The 15,388-nt window shown below is 59.0% G+C and carries 10 protein-coding genes and 4 rRNA genes; 10 read left to right on the top strand and 4 right to left on the bottom strand.

Going from position 1 to position 15,388, the window contains the following annotated elements; genetic code table 11:
* The first annotated feature begins 55 nt into the window (after positions 1-55).
* Together J3D46_RS02010 and J3D46_RS02005 are read left to right on the top strand one after the other, a co-directional pair.
* Positions 56-535 (top strand): MarR family winged helix-turn-helix transcriptional regulator, encoded by a 480-nt coding sequence (locus J3D46_RS02010; RefSeq protein WP_091463442.1) that lies wholly within the window; start codon positions 56-58, stop codon positions 533-535.
* Between the two features lie 53 nt (positions 536-588).
* Positions 589-1,353 (top strand): SGNH/GDSL hydrolase family protein, encoded by a 765-nt coding sequence (locus J3D46_RS02005; RefSeq protein ID WP_231341727.1) that lies wholly within the window; start codon positions 589-591, stop codon positions 1,351-1,353.
* On the opposite strand, the gene J3D46_RS02000 is transcribed toward J3D46_RS02005, so the two are convergent.
* Genes J3D46_RS02000 through J3D46_RS01990 form a run of 3 tightly spaced genes read right to left on the bottom strand, consistent with a single transcriptional unit; the run spans position 1,350 to position 4,094 of the window.
* Positions 1,350-2,141: an FAD:protein FMN transferase gene (locus tag J3D46_RS02000; RefSeq protein ID WP_231341726.1), complete on the bottom strand. Its 792-nt coding sequence runs from the start codon at positions 2,139-2,141 to the stop codon at positions 1,350-1,352. The two genes, J3D46_RS02005 and J3D46_RS02000, sit on opposite strands and share 4 nt — an antisense overlap.
* The gene (locus tag J3D46_RS01995; RefSeq protein ID WP_231341725.1) at positions 2,125-2,637 is read right to left on the bottom strand and encodes an FMN-binding protein; all 513 of its coding nucleotides are present in this window, start codon (positions 2,635-2,637) and stop codon (positions 2,125-2,127) included. The genes J3D46_RS02000 and J3D46_RS01995 overlap by 17 nt, the downstream gene beginning before the upstream one ends.
* Positions 2,634-4,094: a ferric reductase-like transmembrane domain-containing protein gene (locus J3D46_RS01990; protein ID WP_231341724.1), complete on the bottom strand. Its 1,461-nt coding sequence runs from the start codon at positions 4,092-4,094 to the stop codon at positions 2,634-2,636. Before J3D46_RS01990 ends, J3D46_RS01995 begins: the two co-directional genes overlap by 4 nt.
* A 395-nt stretch (positions 4,095-4,489) precedes the next feature.
* On the opposite strand from J3D46_RS01990, the gene rpmB reads away from it, so the two are divergent.
* The 6 genes from rpmB to rrf all read left to right on the top strand — a co-directional run bounded on the left by rpmB (position 4,490) and on the right by rrf (position 11,648).
* The gene (gene rpmB / locus J3D46_RS01985) at positions 4,490-4,726 is read left to right on the top strand and encodes a 50S ribosomal protein L28 (RefSeq protein ID WP_011776361.1); all 237 of its coding nucleotides are present in this window, start codon (positions 4,490-4,492) and stop codon (positions 4,724-4,726) included.
* Positions 4,726-4,893, top strand: a complete 168-nt coding sequence (rpmG, locus tag J3D46_RS01980) for a 50S ribosomal protein L33 (RefSeq protein ID WP_003798558.1) — start codon at positions 4,726-4,728, stop codon at positions 4,891-4,893. Before rpmB ends, rpmG begins: the two co-directional genes overlap by 1 nt.
* 4 nt (positions 4,894-4,897) lie before the next feature.
* Positions 4,898-5,203 (top strand): 30S ribosomal protein S14, encoded by a 306-nt coding sequence (gene rpsN / locus J3D46_RS01975; protein ID WP_011776360.1) that lies wholly within the window; start codon positions 4,898-4,900, stop codon positions 5,201-5,203.
* Between the two features lie 968 nt (positions 5,204-6,171).
* Positions 6,172-7,691: ribosomal RNA gene (locus J3D46_RS01970) — 16S ribosomal RNA — on the top strand.
* A 550-nt stretch (positions 7,692-8,241) separates the two neighbouring features.
* Positions 8,242-11,386 (top strand): 23S ribosomal RNA (locus J3D46_RS01965).
* Positions 11,387-11,531: 145 nt separating this feature from the next.
* Positions 11,532-11,648: ribosomal RNA gene (rrf, locus tag J3D46_RS01960) — 5S ribosomal RNA — on the top strand.
* Together the 16S, 23S and 5S rRNA genes form the textbook arrangement of a ribosomal RNA operon.
* Positions 11,649-11,778: 130 nt before the next feature.
* Here the strand turns inward: rrf and J3D46_RS01955 are convergent.
* Positions 11,779-12,150, bottom strand: a complete 372-nt coding sequence (locus J3D46_RS01955) for a nuclear transport factor 2 family protein (RefSeq protein WP_231343488.1) — start codon at positions 12,148-12,150, stop codon at positions 11,779-11,781.
* A 91-nt stretch (positions 12,151-12,241) separates the two neighbouring features.
* Between J3D46_RS01955 and J3D46_RS01950 the strand changes: the two genes are divergently transcribed.
* Together J3D46_RS01950 and J3D46_RS01945 are read left to right on the top strand one after the other, a co-directional pair.
* Complete coding sequence (locus J3D46_RS01950) at positions 12,242-13,192, top strand: RNA polymerase subunit sigma-70 (protein WP_231343489.1); 951 nt, start codon at positions 12,242-12,244, stop codon at positions 13,190-13,192.
* A gap of 475 nt (positions 13,193-13,667) precedes the next feature.
* Positions 13,668-15,187 (top strand): 16S ribosomal RNA (locus J3D46_RS01945).
* Positions 15,188-15,388: the final 201 nt, after the last annotated feature.

Raw genomic sequence — 15,388 nt, 5'->3', positions numbered from 1 at the left:
GCCTGTGCCGTGGCCGGCACCCAAATGAAGCAGCGGATTCTCATAAGATGGATGCATGACTCAACCCCGCTGGCTGAACGCCGACGAACGACGTGCTTGGCTGGCCCTGCTGAGCATCAACACCCTGCTTCCCTCGGCTCTGGATACCCAGCTTCAGTCGGCCGGAAAATTGTCCCTGTTCGACTACAACGTACTGGCGATGCTCTCCGAAACCGAGGGCCGTTACCTTCCCATGAGTGAGCTTGCTGCGCGCACGAGTGCCTCCTTGTCGCGCCTTTCGCACGTGGTCACCAAGCTGCAGAAACGTGGCTGGGTTGAACGGCAGGCACACCCCGGTGATGCCCGTGTCACGGTGGCCCACCTGACCGACGCCGGTATGTCCACCATCGTTTCCCTCGCTCCGGGACACGTGGAATCCGTGCGAACCCTGATGCTGGATTCGTTGAGCCCGGAAGACGTGTCCGACCTCGCACGCATCGGAGAGAAGATCGTTGCCCGCCTGGACAACAACCACTGGATCCTTCGCGACTCGTAGCGCTCCCGCCGCGGGCTTTGTGGCCCTGAGCGTTCAAGTGGCAGACTGGCGGCATGGATTTTTCTGCCCGTTACGTTGCCCTGGGGGACTCGTTCACTGAGGGCGTCGGCGACGACGATCCCCACCGTCCCAATGGCGTTCGAGGCTGGGCTGATGTGGTGGCCGGGCAACTGGCTCGCAGCAATGCCGACTTCGGCTACGCCAACCTCGCAATCCGTGGCCGGAAGCTACGCCAGATCATGGCCGAACAGGTGGATGCCGCCGTCGCGATGAAGCCAACCTTGGTGACGCTGTATGCAGGGGCGAACGACATCCTGCGGCCCAAGATCGATATTGACTCCCTTCTTGGGGATTACGACGCCGGCATCGCCAAGTTGAGCGCGACGGGCGCCACCGTGGTCCTCTTCACAGGCTTTGATGCCAAGAGCTCCAAGGTCTTCAGCGCCATGCGCGGCCGGACTGCGATCTACAACGAACTGGTGCGGGAAATTGCCGAGAACCATGGCGCTTTGCTGGTGGATTACTGGCGGTTCGACGAGTACGACGATTGGCGCCTCTGGGGTGAGGACCGGATGCACATGTCCACCGCCGGCCACGTCAACATGGCAAAGCGCGTGCTCGACGTCCTCGAGCATGAGCACGTGATCGAGATTCCCGAACTCGCGCCCGTCCGTTTGATGAACCGCGTGGAGGTCCTGAAGTCCAACGCCCGCTGGTTCCGGGAATCAGCGGCGCCGTGGGTTGCCCGCCGTGTACGCGGCGTGTCCTCCGGCGACGGCTTGAGTCCTAAATACCCCGAACTGATCAGGCCGCTCTAGGCGGCGGACCGGAATTCCGGTGTGGCCAGCAGTTCACCGTCGGGCCGCACAGCGAGCACCTCAACGCCCCATCCGGCAACGGCCTGATCCAACGTCCGGGTTCCGCCGGCGACAATGGCCGTTGCCAGGACGTCAGCCGTGACGATGTCCGCTGCCGCGACGGAGACTTGGACAAACTCCGGCCTGGCCCCTCCTACGGCCCAAATATGGTCGCCGCGTTCGGCAGACCCGGACGTTGCCAGTGCCTTCATGGATTGCAGCGGGAACGCGCCCAGCAACGCCTGGCGATCCAGGGGGTCCAGGATGCCGGCGAGCCAGGGGTCATTCGTGGCGGGCCCGGGTGACCCGCTTACCAGCACGTCACCGCCCGCATTCACGCACCAGTCCTGAAGCCCGAGTGCCCGCAGGGACAGCGCCGCTTCCCGCACGGCATGGGCTTTAACGATCCCGGACAGGTCCAGTCGGCCGTCCGGGCGCTCCGCAGTGAAGGCACCTTCTGTCGCGAGCCGCCACTCGGATGCCTCAGCGTAAAGGTCCCGCATGGTCTCCGAGGCATAGGCCAACGTCAGCTCGCCGCGGGCCAGTCGACTCGCTTCGGAGCCGAGACGGTACAGGCTGAACGCGTGGTCCAGTTTCACGAAGACGCCCTCAACAACCTCGACGGCGGACTCGAGCTCGTCCACGGCGGTATCGGCGTAGGTGTTGCTCGCCACTGTCAGGCTCACCACCGTGCCCATGCTGCGGAAGGTGCGGGCACGGAGCTGTTGTCCGTTAGAAGTTGGCTGCATCGAGGGCTGCCTGAAGCGAGGTGAGGTAGGCGTCGCTGGTGACGGTCGCGCCGCCGATGGTCTGGACGTTGGCGGACTGGGCTTGGAGTACTTCGGACCGCAAAACCGGTGCCGCGCGGCTGCTGATCTGAGCCGACTTCCGTTCAGCATCGGTGAGCTGCAACGCCGTGACTTCCGTGATTTTGCCGCCCTGGATCGTCACTTGCACTTGGACTGTACCGAAGCGGGTCTGGACGGACGCGCCGTCGTACGTTGCCGCCGTCGTGCTTCCCGTGCTGCTGCCGGAACTGCTTCCGGACCCTGCGGAAGAAGACCCGGTAGTGGTGCCTCCGCCGGAACTTGTACCGCCGGAGGCGGTGCCGCCGCTCGTTGCGCTGCTGCCCAGGCTGGTGGTGGTCGCCGTGCCGGTCTCGGCGATATGCGCGCCTGACTGCCAGCCGGCCAGAAGGATACCGGCCGACGCGACGGCGGTTGCCAGTGCTGGTCGAATTCTCACCAGTCAAACCTTTCGTTGTGGAGTTGTTCCGCCGGGACGCCGGCCGCCTGTACGTCCCGGATCACGGAGGAGGCCCAGAGGGCAGGGCCGCAAACGTAGACGTCGGCATTGGCAATTGCGGGTGCGTAGGAGCTGAGCGTGAAGCCGTCGTTGACCGCGTTGCGGGGTAGCCAGGAATGGTCTCCGGAGGACCTTGGCCCGGTCAGGTGGTAGAGCGTGACACCGCGCGCCTGGCAGAGGGCCATGATTTCCTGGCCAAGGAAGAGTTCGGATTCGTCATGGCCGCGGAGCAGGACGATCGCGTGACCAGGGTCAAACGGCGTGGTTTCCAACAGCGACCGCAAGGGCGTGATCCCGATGCCGGCACCAATCATGACCACGTCTTCGCGGGATCGGGCGGCTGTGCTGAACAAGCCGTAGGGACCTTCGATCGCCACCTTGGTGCCTGGCCTGATGTGGGCCAGGCTGGCAGAACCCTCCCCCAGGTTGCGGACAGTGATGCGCAGCTTGCCGGGTCGGTTCCGGCCTCCGGGAACTGGTTCCGCGGAAAGGCTGAACGGGTGCGGCCGCCACCATTGGCCAGGTGCCAGGAATCGCCACAAGAAGAACCTCCCGCCAGAGCCGGCCAACCGTTCAAGGTTCCGTCCCGTCATTTCGATACTGAAGACACCCGGTGCCACACGGACCACCCGGCTGACGGTGAGTTGATGCCTGAAGCTTGCCGCGAGGGGCTGGTATATGCGGAACCAGGCCAGCGCCACGCCCGTGCCGATGCACAGGGCCAGCCAATACCAGCGCTGCCACGTTCCTTCGGCGAATAGCCCGCCTACGCTGAACTGGTGCGGGATAGCCGTCCCAACGGCCGCGTACGTCAGCAAATGCACCACATACCAGAACTCGTAAGGGAACTTGCGGCGGACTGCAACCAGGGACGTCACCACCACGGCAATAAACAGTGCCATGGACACAAATGCCAACCACATGTCAGGCACGTTGACCCAGAGTGAGATGGACTCGCTCAACGGGTCCAGTCCCTCCGCGGCGCCGTATCCAATAGCTAAGAACAGCCCGTGCGCCAGGAGCAGATACAGTGCCGGCTTCCCGAGGGATTTGTGGATCTCCAAGGCACGATCGTGTCCGATCGCGTTGTCGACCACCGGAATTCTTGCCGCCAGCAGCAGCATCAGCAGAACCAGATCCATGCCGATCAGTCCGGCGACGATGCCAAGGGCAGTCATGGTCCCCGCGAAGCTTGAGAAGCCGCTGGCACCGCCGTCGGCCAGCCACAGTGCCACCGCCGCCACACCCGACAACCACCCCACGGCCCCGAGCAAATCTGCCCGGGCAAGTCGCCGTCGTGCCTGGGGACGGAAGCGTTCGACGGCGGGTGGCCGCTTTCGCGAGGCCGTTGCCGGGGCGGTTTCCACCGGCGAATCCGGGGTCAATAACGAGGTCATGACCTAAGACTCACCGAGCATCCTTTCGTTCTGCTGTGAAAGAGCTTTAAGGGGCGTATGATGCCGGATTGGTCTTAATTTGGCCTGGCCCGTAGAATAGTTAGGCGCTAGGTAGTGCGGTTCGTGTGCAATTGCTCCGGTTGGTGGTGACTGTCGGTTTTCCGACATCCCGTTGGCCGGTAGTTAGGGGCTCAAGTTGCGTGCATTCCTGTATTCGCCCGGTATCCCAGGACTTGTTCCAGTGTTGATCACTGCCCGGTCCTGAGGCCAACCTTCTTCGCCGCACTTGCTGCGGAAACTACCGAAATGGTCTGGACCCGGATGCGGACGCTGCCTGTCGCACGGTAACGCAGGAACATCTGCACGCCGTTACATTCAATCTTTGGAGGAGAGTCATGGCAGCACACTGCCAAGTGACCGGAGCCGAGCCGGGCTTTGGACACAGCATTTCGCACTCGCACCGTCGCAACAAGCGTCGGTTCGACCCGAACATTCAGAAGAAGCGCTACTGGGTTCCGTCCCTGCGCCGTAATGTCACGCTGACCCTGTCAGCCCGTGGCATCAAGACCATCGACGTACGCGGCATCGACTCAGTCGTCGCCGACATCCTGGCACGAGGAGTAAAGCTCTAATGGCAAAGGACAAGGACGTACGTCCGATCATCAAGCTGAAGTCCACCGCGGGCACGGGTTACACCTACGTAACCCGCAAGAACCGTCGTAACGACCCGGACCGCCTGGTCCTGAAGAAGTACGACCCCAAGATCCGCCAGCACGTCGAATTCCGAGAGGAGCGCTAAACACATGGCAAAGAAGTCCAAGATTGCTCGCAACGAGCAGCGCAAGGTCATTGTTGAGCGTTACGCTGCCAAGCGTCTCGAACTGAAGAAGACCCTGGTTGACCCCAACGCGACTGACGAAGCACGCGAAGCTGCACGCCTCGGCCTGCAGAAGCTGCCCCGCAACGCCTCCCCGATCCGTCTGCGTAACCGCGACCAGATCGACGGCCGTCCCCGCGGCACGCTCCAGAAGTTCGGTATCTCCCGTGTTCGCTTCCGCGACATGGCTCACCGCGGTGAGCTCCCGGGCATCACCAAGTCTTCCTGGTAATCACGAAGCTCTGAAAGGGCCGGCAACCGTTATGGTTGCCGGCCCTTTCTGCGTTAAAGCGTGCTTACCGTCAGCCGGGGCGCGTGTGGTTGGTTCGTGTGGTTGGTTCGTGTGGTTGGCGCGTGTGGTTGGCGCGTGTGGTTGCCGCGGTCATCCTCTGCGCGCTCGGTCGTTCCTACTGTGGACGCGCCGCCGGAAAACCGCAGCCCGCTTCTGACGCTCTCTCATCTTTTCGCCGTTTTCAAGCAACCTTCTCTCACGTATTCCACGCTTGGGGTCGACGCTCTCTCACCCCTTGCGGCAACGCTCCTTGGCGCACCCTCGACGACGGCACTTACCCGCATGTGTGTGGGGGGCGGTCGCCCTGGAAGATCCCGTCGGCCCCCGCCCGCAGTCACTCTGTGATGGGCTTCACTTCGCCCAATTTCGTTCGATTGAGAGTGATTCGACCGCGTTGTGACACCGTTTGGCCTGTGTTTGTGGGGTTTTTGGGTGGTGTTGGGGTGGATTTGTGCCGAGGCTTGGGGACGTGTAATGTCTTCTGAGTCGCCGCGAGTGAGACAGCCTGGAGCTGAGAACCGCGGAGGCCGACCCCCTTGATAACAGCCTGAAAAACGGCCCGCTTTTGAGCGTGCCTGTGCAGGGTGGGGCCGAAGATTGGATCGAAAATCGCGGAAACGATGATTTGCCAAGATCCAGTTGATCGGGTAAGTTTGGAAAGTTGCTCCGGAGCGATCCTGGACCCTGTGGGGTGTGGGTGGTGCCGGTTGTGTCTGTTGTTTGAGAACTCAATAGTGTGCCAAGTTTGTTGATACCGATTGTTTTATTGATTGGTTGAAATTTATGCCAGTTCTGTCATGCACCCCCGTGTGTGGTGGGCTGGTTTTCAGCTGGTTTCGAATTTTGTGCAGCCGCGTTCTACCGTTATTTCCGGTGGGTGTGGTTGTGTCTGTTTGATTTGTTTTACTTCAACGGAGAGTTTGATCCTGGCTCAGGATGAACGCTGGCGGCGTGCTTAACACATGCAAGTCGAACGATGATCCCAGCTTGCTGGGGGATTAGTGGCGAACGGGTGAGTAACACGTGAGTAACCTGCCCTTGACTCTGGGATAAGCCTGGGAAACTGGGTCTAATACCGGATATGACTCCTCATCGCATGGTGGGGGGTGGAAAGCTTTTGTGGTTTTGGATGGACTCGCGGCCTATCAGCTTGTTGGTGGGGTAATGGCCTACCAAGGCGACGACGGGTAGCCGGCCTGAGAGGGTGACCGGCCACACTGGGACTGAGACACGGCCCAGACTCCTACGGGAGGCAGCAGTGGGGAATATTGCACAATGGGCGCAAGCCTGATGCAGCGACGCCGCGTGAGGGATGACGGCCTTCGGGTTGTAAACCTCTTTCAGTAGGGAAGAAGCGAAAGTGACGGTACCTGCAGAAGAAGCGCCGGCTAACTACGTGCCAGCAGCCGCGGTAATACGTAGGGCGCAAGCGTTATCCGGAATTATTGGGCGTAAAGAGCTCGTAGGCGGTTTGTCGCGTCTGCTGTGAAAGACCGGGGCTCAACTCCGGTTCTGCAGTGGGTACGGGCAGACTAGAGTGATGTAGGGGAGACTGGAATTCCTGGTGTAGCGGTGAAATGCGCAGATATCAGGAGGAACACCGATGGCGAAGGCAGGTCTCTGGGCATTAACTGACGCTGAGGAGCGAAAGCATGGGGAGCGAACAGGATTAGATACCCTGGTAGTCCATGCCGTAAACGTTGGGCACTAGGTGTGGGGGACATTCCACGTTTTCCGCGCCGTAGCTAACGCATTAAGTGCCCCGCCTGGGGAGTACGGCCGCAAGGCTAAAACTCAAAGGAATTGACGGGGGCCCGCACAAGCGGCGGAGCATGCGGATTAATTCGATGCAACGCGAAGAACCTTACCAAGGCTTGACATGAACCGGTAATACCTGGAAACAGGTGCCCCGCTTGCGGTCGGTTTACAGGTGGTGCATGGTTGTCGTCAGCTCGTGTCGTGAGATGTTGGGTTAAGTCCCGCAACGAGCGCAACCCTCGTTCTATGTTGCCAGCGCGTTATGGCGGGGACTCATAGGAGACTGCCGGGGTCAACTCGGAGGAAGGTGGGGACGACGTCAAATCATCATGCCCCTTATGTCTTGGGCTTCACGCATGCTACAATGGCCGGTACAAAGGGTTGCGATACTGTGAGGTGGAGCTAATCCCAAAAAGCCGGTCTCAGTTCGGATTGGGGTCTGCAACTCGACCCCATGAAGTCGGAGTCGCTAGTAATCGCAGATCAGCAACGCTGCGGTGAATACGTTCCCGGGCCTTGTACACACCGCCCGTCAAGTCACGAAAGTTGGTAACACCCGAAGCCGGTGGCCTAACCCTTGTGGGGGGAGCCGTCGAAGGTGGGACCGGCGATTGGGACTAAGTCGTAACAAGGTAGCCGTACCGGAAGGTGCGGCTGGATCACCTCCTTTCTAAGGAGCTGCTAGCAACTGGTTGCTGCGCCTGCATGGGTGTGGTGGTGGTTGTCAGTGTTGCCCATTGCGCAGGCGTCTGTTCTGCGGTGGGTGCTCATGGGTGGAATATCAACGAATCAAACTTGTTTGGCATGGCCTTTACCGGTTGTGTCCTGGTGCCAGTACGGCGACCTGTGCCTCTTTGGGGTGTGGTGTTGTTTGGAACGTGGCCGGGGCGTGCGGTTTGTGGGGGTTGTGTTTGGCGCACTGTTGGGTCCTGAGGCAACAGGACCTTTTTGCAGCAATGCAGGGGGGCACTTCTGGTGTTTCTTTTGTTCCTGCTTCCGGTACTGCTGGTCACTGTTTTCAGCCCTGTGTGGGTTGTGGTGGGTGGTGGTCTGGTTGATGGGGTTGTTGTTTGAGAACTACATAGTGGACGCGAGCATCTAGAGCACGCACGTGGCTGATCCTTTTGGGGGTTGGTGTGTGTGTTCTTACAGCAATTTCTTATGAATGAACCTGGCCCTTGTGGTCGTGGTTCTCTCGAGTAAGTTTTTGATCTTTGTGTGGTCAAGTTTTTAAGGGCACACGGTGGATGCCTTGGCATTAGGAGCCGAAGAAGGACGTAGGAATCTGCGATAAGCCTGGGGGAGTTGATAACCGAGCGTTGATCCCAGGATGTCCGAATGGGGAAACCCCGCACAACGCTGTCATGGTGATTGTGTGACCCGCATCTGAACACATAGGGTGCGTGGGGGGAACGCGGGGAAGTGAAACATCTCAGTACCCGCAGGAAGAGAAAACAAGAGTGATTCCGTTAGTAGTGGCGAGCGAACGCGGATGAGGCTAAACCGTTCCATGTGTGATAGCCGGCGGGCGTTGCATGGGCGGGGTTGTGGGACTTTCCGTTTTGGTTCTGCCGGACCAATGGGGTGAGAGCATGAGCATAGGTGAACGGTCTTGAAAGGCCGGCCAGAGAGGGTGTGAGCCCCGTAACCGTAATGTTGTGTGCCGCCTGGAGAGGATCCCAAGTAGCACGGGGCCCGAGAAATCCCGTGCGAATCTGTCAGGACCACCTGATAAGCCTAAATACTTCCTAATGACCGATAGCGGACCAGTACCGTGAGGGAAAGGTGAAAAGTACCCCGGGAGGGGAGTGAAACAGTACCTGAAACCGTGTGCTTACAATCCGTCGGAGCCAGTCTGATTCTGGTGACGGCGTGCCTTTTGAAGAATGAGCCTGCGAGTTAGTGTTACGTCGCGAGGTTAACCCGTGTGGGGTAGCCGTAGCGAAAGCGAGTCTGAATAGGGCGAGTGTAGTGGCGTGATCTAGACCCGAAGCGGAGTGATCTACCCATGGCCAGGTTGAAGCGACGGTAAGACGTCGTGGAGGACCGAACCCACTTCAGTTGAAAATGGAGGGGATGAGCTGTGGGTAGGGGTGAAAGGCCAATCAAACTCCGTGATAGCTGGTTCTCCCCGAAATGCATTTAGGTGCAGCGTTGCGTGTTTCTTGCCGGAGGTAGAGCTACTGGATGGCCGATGGGCCCTACAAGGTTACTGACGTCAGCCAAACTCCGAATGCCGGTAAGTGAGAGCGCAGCAGTGAGACTGTGGGGGATAAGCTTCATAGTCGAGAGGGAAACAGCCCAGACCACCAACTAAGGCCCCTAAGCGTGTGCTAAGTGGGAAAGGATGTGGAGTTGCGAAGACAACCAGGAGGTTGGCTTAGAAGCAGCCATCCTTGAAAGAGTGCGTAATAGCTCACTGGTCAAGTGATTCCGCGCCGACAATGTAGCGGGGCTCAAGTACACCGCCGAAGTTGTGGATTTCACACATTGCCCTAGCCTTCGTGGTTCAGGGGTGTGGAGTGGTAGGGGAGCGTCGTGTGGGCAGTGAAGTCGCGGTGGAAACCAGCGGTGGAGCCTACACGAGTGAGAATGCAGGCATGAGTAGCGAAAGACGGGTGAGAAACCCGTCCGCCGAATGATCAAGGGTTCCAGGGTCAAGCTAATCTGCCCTGGGTAAGTCGGGACCTAAGGCGAGGCCGACAGGCGTAGTCGATGGACAACGGGTTGATATTCCCGTACCGGCGAAAAACCGCCCATGCCAAGCGGGGGATACTAACCGCCCGGAGCCTGCCCGCTCACCCTTGTGGTGTTGTGGGTTTTGGCCGAGCGCGGGACCTGATCCCGGGAGGTAAGCGTATTAACAGGTGTGACGCAGGAAGGTAGCCGGGCCGGGCGATGGTTGCCCCGGTCTAAGGATGTAGGGTCAGGGATAGGCAAATCCGTTCCTGTGTGTTTCGAGCACAATCCTGAGATCTGATGGGACTCCCGTTTGGGGGGATCCGGTGATCCTATGCTGCCAAGAAAAGCATCGACGCGAGGTTTTAGCCGCCCGTACCCCAAACCGACACAGGTGATCAGGTAGAGAATACCAAGGCGATCGAGAGAATTATGGTTAAGGAACTCGGCAAAATGCCCCCGTAACTTCGGGAGAAGGGGGGCCTGCCCCGTGATGGAGACTTGCTCTCCGTGAGCGGGTGTGGGCCGCAGAGACCAGGGGGAAGCGACTGTTTACTAAAAACACAGGTCCGTGCGAAGTCGCAAGACGATGTATACGGACTGACTCCTGCCCGGTGCTGGAAGGTTAAGAGGACCGGTTAGCCACTTGTGGCGAAGCTGAGAATTTAAGCCCCAGTAAACGGCGGTGGTAACTATAACCATCCTAAGGTAGCGAAATTCCTTGTCGGGTAAGTTCCGACCTGCACGAATGGAGTAACGACTTCCCCGCTGTCTCAACCATAAACTCGGCGAAATTGCAGTACGAGTAAAGATGCTCGTTACGCGCAGCAGGACGGAAAGACCCCGAGACCTTTACTATAGTTTGGTATTGGTGTTCGGAGTGGCTTGTGTAGGATAGGTGGGAGACGTTGAAACCTGGACGCCAGTTCGGGTGGAGTCATCGTTGAAATACCACTCTGGTCACTTTGGACATCTAACTTCGGCCCGTGATCCGGGTCAGGGACAGTGCCTGATGGGTAGTTTAACTGGGGCGGTTGCCTCCTAAAAAGTAACGGAGGCGCCCAAAGGTTCCCTCAGCCTGGTTGGCAATCAGGTGTCGAGTGTAAGTGCACAAGGGAGCTTGACTGTGAGAGAGACATCTCAAGCAGGGACGAAAGTCGGGACTAGTGATCCGGCGGTACATTGTGGAATGGCCGTCGCTCAACGGATAAAAGGTACCTCGGGGATAACAGGCTGATCTTGCCCAAGAGTCCATATCGACGGCATGGTTTGGCACCTCGATGTCGGCTCGTCGCATCCTGGGGCTGGAGTAGGTCCCAAGGGTTGGGCTGTTCGCCCATTAAAGCGGTACGCGAGCTGGGTTTAGAACGTCGTGAGACAGTTCGGTCCCTATCCGCTGCGCGCGCAGGAAATTTGAGAAGGGCTGTCCTTAGTACGAGAGGACCGGGACGGACGAACCTCTGGTGTGTCAGTTGTACTGCCAAGTGCATCGCTGATTAGCTACGTTCGGATGGGATAACCGCTGAAAGCATCTAAGCGGGAAGCTCGCTTCAAGATGAGATTTCCATACACATTTATGTGTGAGAGGCCCCCAGCCAGACCACTGGGTTGATAGGCCGGATGTGGAAGCGAGGACTAAAGACTCGTGAAGCTGACCGGTACTAATAGGCCAACAACTTACACCACACAACACACTGCACGCGTCCACTATGTGGTTCCCGAACAACAACCCGCTTGTTCCAGGAACAAAAACACAACAAAATAACAACACCACAGTTGTAACCACGCTTCCCACCCACCCCACCACCGGGGCGCGGACGGGTAACAAAGTTACGGCGGTCATAGCGTGGGGGAAACGCCCGGTCCCATTCCGAACCCGGAAGCTAAGACCCACAGCGCCGATGGTACTGCACCCGGGAGGGTGTGGGAGAGTAGGACACCGCCGGACAACCATTAAGAAGAGCCCCGACCACGACGGTCGGGGCTCTTCACATTTAACCACCCACACACCACGGCCGACCGAGTCCACTCGAGACCTGGCTGTGGAGCCTTTGCCGGATGGTCATCGCCGTCACGCCCTAACGGACGTCGCCACGTGCCAAGGCGAACGGCAGGCGATCGAAGATAATGTGGATTTCCACGATCTGACCATCCTGAACGCGGTACAGCTCCGCACCGGGGGCGCTCTGCACTGCCCTACTGGCGGTGTCGTACATAAGGATTGCTTCGTTGTCCTGGCCGTGGACGGCCAGGAGCCTTGAACTTGTAAGCGACGCAGCGAATGGTTCCATGAACGCCCGGACAGCTGCCCTGCCATTGAAGGTGCCCGAAGGCGCATGGCAGGTAACGCTTTCGGCCAGGTGCTCTGCCGCTGAATCCAGGTCGCCGTTGGTCCACGCACGGTGGTATGCCACGCCGATCTCCACTGCGCCGGCCTCTTTCCCAGTCATGGTCTGTTCCTCTCGTAGATGGTTATGTCTATGTAGACACCACAACGAAGAGAATCGGAACGCCCGGATGGGCGCGTGCCAAGATTGAACCGTGACGTCCACGGGGTTGAAGGCCGCCAGGGCCGGTGATGAAGAGGCATTTGCGTCGCTCGTCGCGCCCTTTCGCCGGGAGCTTCATCTGCACTGCTACAGGATCACAGGATCAGTTGACGACGCAGACGATGTGATGCAGGAGGTCTTACTTGCCGCATGGAAAGGCTTGCCTGGATTTTCCGGGCGGTCATCTTTGCGGACGTGGCTCTATCGGATCGCCACGACTCGTTCGCTCAATGCACGACGTGACCAAAGCCGCCGTCCTCGTCCCGTTCCCCCGTTCACGCCACCGGTTCCGACTGACCGATTCGACCAACCGCATTTACAGCCCTACCCGGACCAGCTGGTCAACGAGCTGGACCCTGCTTTACAAGCTATTGCCCGCGAAAGCATCGAGCTCGCCCTTGTGGTTGCCCTCCAGCGGATGCCGCCGCGCCAAGCCGCGGTGCTGATGCTTTGTGACGTATTGGACTTCACCGTCAGTGAAGCTGCGCAGATGCTCTCGATAGGTCCGACGGCGGCCAAGGGACTCCTCCAGCGCGCCCGCTCTGCCAGACCCGCGACAGTGCCGCCGGTGCCGGGCGCGGACCACTCCGATCTTGCCCGTAAGTTCGCTGACGCCTTCTCCCGGGATGACGTCGATGCAGTCCTGGAACTCCTTACCGACCAATGCTGGTTGGCCATGCCTCCGGCCAGCGAACGCTACGCAGGTCGGAATGCCGTAGGCAGTTTCCTGCGCGCTAGTGCGGCCGGCCGGCCGGGAGGCCACTATGTGCTGAAGGCTGTCACCGCTGGTGGGAGGCCGGGGTTCGTCTGCTACCTCGAAGGCCGGCCCCGGGGGCTGCTGGTCATTGAACCGACCCCGGAAGGGCACAGGATCTCGTCGATCCTGCGGTTCCTCGACGACGGGTTGCATCGGCATTTCGGGATGCCGGACTCCCGCAGGTGACGTTCGGTCCTGCCTGGATTGGGGCGCCGCTGTTCGTGGCGCTCGACGGCGTGCTGTCGCTTGGTTTTGGGGTGGGGTTTGGGTGGTGTGGGGTGGGGGTTTGGGGTGGATTTGCGTTGGGGGTTGGGGGCGTGTATTGTTTTCTGAGTCGCCGGGTGCGAAACGGAAAGCCGGAAGGTGTGTACGGTTCGGTAGGCGGCCAAAAATAACTCTTCTTTTCCAATGGCCTTTGTTGGTGTGCTGCTTTTGTGGTGTGCTGCGGGGTGATGTTTTGGGGGGTCTGTTGTTTGAGAACTCAATAGTGTGCCAAGTTTGTTGATACCGATTGTTTTATTGATTGGTTGAAATTTATGCCAGTTCTGTCATGCACCCCCGTGTGTGGTGGGCTGGTTTTCAGCTGGTTTCGAATTTTGTGCAGCCGCGTTCTACCGTTATTTCCGGTGGGTGTGGTTGTGTCTGTTTGATTTGTTTTACTTCAACGGAGAGTTTGATCCTGGCTCAGGATGAACGCTGGCGGCGTGCTTAACACATGCAAGTCGAACGATGATCCCAGCTTGCTGGGGGATTAGTGGCGAACGGGTGAGTAACACGTGAGTAACCTGCCCTTGACTCTGGGATAAGCCTGGGAAACTGGGTCTAATACCGGATATGACTCCTCATCGCATGGTGGGGGGTGGAAAGCTTTTGTGGTTTTGGATGGACTCGCGGCCTATCAGCTTGTTGGTGGGGTAATGGCCTACCAAGGCGACGACGGGTAGCCGGCCTGAGAGGGTGACCGGCCACACTGGGACTGAGACACGGCCCAGACTCCTACGGGAGGCAGCAGTGGGGAATATTGCACAATGGGCGCAAGCCTGATGCAGCGACGCCGCGTGAGGGATGACGGCCTTCGGGTTGTAAACCTCTTTCAGTAGGGAAGAAGCGAAAGTGACGGTACCTGCAGAAGAAGCGCCGGCTAACTACGTGCCAGCAGCCGCGGTAATACGTAGGGCGCAAGCGTTATCCGGAATTATTGGGCGTAAAGAGCTCGTAGGCGGTTTGTCGCGTCTGCTGTGAAAGACCGGGGCTCAACTCCGGTTCTGCAGTGGGTACGGGCAGACTAGAGTGATGTAGGGGAGACTGGAATTCCTGGTGTAGCGGTGAAATGCGCAGATATCAGGAGGAACACCGATGGCGAAGGCAGGTCTCTGGGCATTAACTGACGCTGAGGAGCGAAAGCATGGGGAGCGAACAGGATTAGATACCCTGGTAGTCCATGCCGTAAACGTTGGGCACTAGGTGTGGGGGACATTCCACGTTTTCCGCGCCGTAGCTAACGCATTAAGTGCCCCGCCTGGGGAGTACGGCCGCAAGGCTAAAACTCAAAGGAATTGACGGGGGCCCGCACAAGCGGCGGAGCATGCGGATTAATTCGATGCAACGCGAAGAACCTTACCAAGGCTTGACATGAACCGGTAATACCTGGAAACAGGTGCCCCGCTTGCGGTCGGTTTACAGGTGGTGCATGGTTGTCGTCAGCTCGTGTCGTGAGATGTTGGGTTAAGTCCCGCAACGAGCGCAACCCTCGTTCTATGTTGCCAGCGCGTTATGGCGGGGACTCATAGGAGACTGCCGGGGTCAACTCGGAGGAAGGTGGGGACGACGTCAAATCATCATGCCCCTTATGTCTTGGGCTTCACGCATGCTACAATGGCCGGTACAAAGGGTTGCGATACTGTGAGGTGGAGCTAATCCCAAAAAGCCGGTCTCAGTTCGGATTGGGGTCTGCAACTCGACCCCATGAAGTCGGAGTCGCTAGTAATCGCAGATCAGCAACGCTGCGGTGAATACGTTCCCGGGCCTTGTACACACCGCCCGTCAAGTCACGAAAGTTGGTAACACCCGAAGCCGGTGGCCTAACCCTTGTGGGGGGAGCCGTCGAAGGTGGGACCGGCGATTGGGACTAAGTCGTAACAAGGTAGCCGTACCGGAAGGTGCGGCTGGATCACCTCCTTTCTAAGGAGCTGCTAGCAACTGGTTGCTGCGCCTGCATGGGTGTGGTGGTGGTTGTCAGTGTTGCCCATTGCGCAGGCGTCTGTTCTGGGGTGGGTGCTCATGGGTGGAATATCAACGAATCAAACTTGTTTGGCATGGCCTTTACCGGTTGTGTCCTGGTGCCAGTACGGCGACCTGTGCCTCTTTGGGGTGTGGTGTTGT

Origin of the sequence: Paenarthrobacter sp. A20 (assembly GCF_024168825.1) — a bacterium.
Classification (GTDB): Bacteria; Actinomycetota; Actinomycetes; order Actinomycetales; family Micrococcaceae; genus Arthrobacter.
Note: the sequence above shows the minus strand (reverse complement) of the source record. Positions and strands in the feature narration are given on the sequence as shown.

Excerpts from the sequence above, each read along its gene's own strand:
- J3D46_RS02000 (WP_231341726.1), bottom strand. The coding sequence starts at position 2,141 with ATGCAGCCAACTTCTAACGGACAACAGCTCCGTGCCCGCACCTTCCGC.
- J3D46_RS01955 (WP_231343488.1), bottom strand. The coding sequence starts at position 12,150 with ATGACTGGGAAAGAGGCCGGCGCAGTGGAGATCGGCGTGGCATACCAC.
- J3D46_RS02010 (WP_091463442.1), top strand. The coding sequence starts at position 56 with ATGACTCAACCCCGCTGGCTGAACGCCGACGAACGACGTGCTTGGCTG.
- rpmG (WP_003798558.1), top strand. The coding sequence starts at position 4,726 with ATGGCAAAGGACAAGGACGTACGTCCGATCATCAAGCTGAAGTCCACC.
- J3D46_RS02005 (WP_231341727.1), top strand. The coding sequence starts at position 589 with ATGGATTTTTCTGCCCGTTACGTTGCCCTGGGGGACTCGTTCACTGAG.
- J3D46_RS01990 (WP_231341724.1), bottom strand. The coding sequence starts at position 4,094 with ATGACCTCGTTATTGACCCCGGATTCGCCGGTGGAAACCGCCCCGGCA.
- rpsN (WP_011776360.1), top strand. The coding sequence starts at position 4,898 with ATGGCAAAGAAGTCCAAGATTGCTCGCAACGAGCAGCGCAAGGTCATT.
- rpmB (WP_011776361.1), top strand. The coding sequence starts at position 4,490 with ATGGCAGCACACTGCCAAGTGACCGGAGCCGAGCCGGGCTTTGGACAC.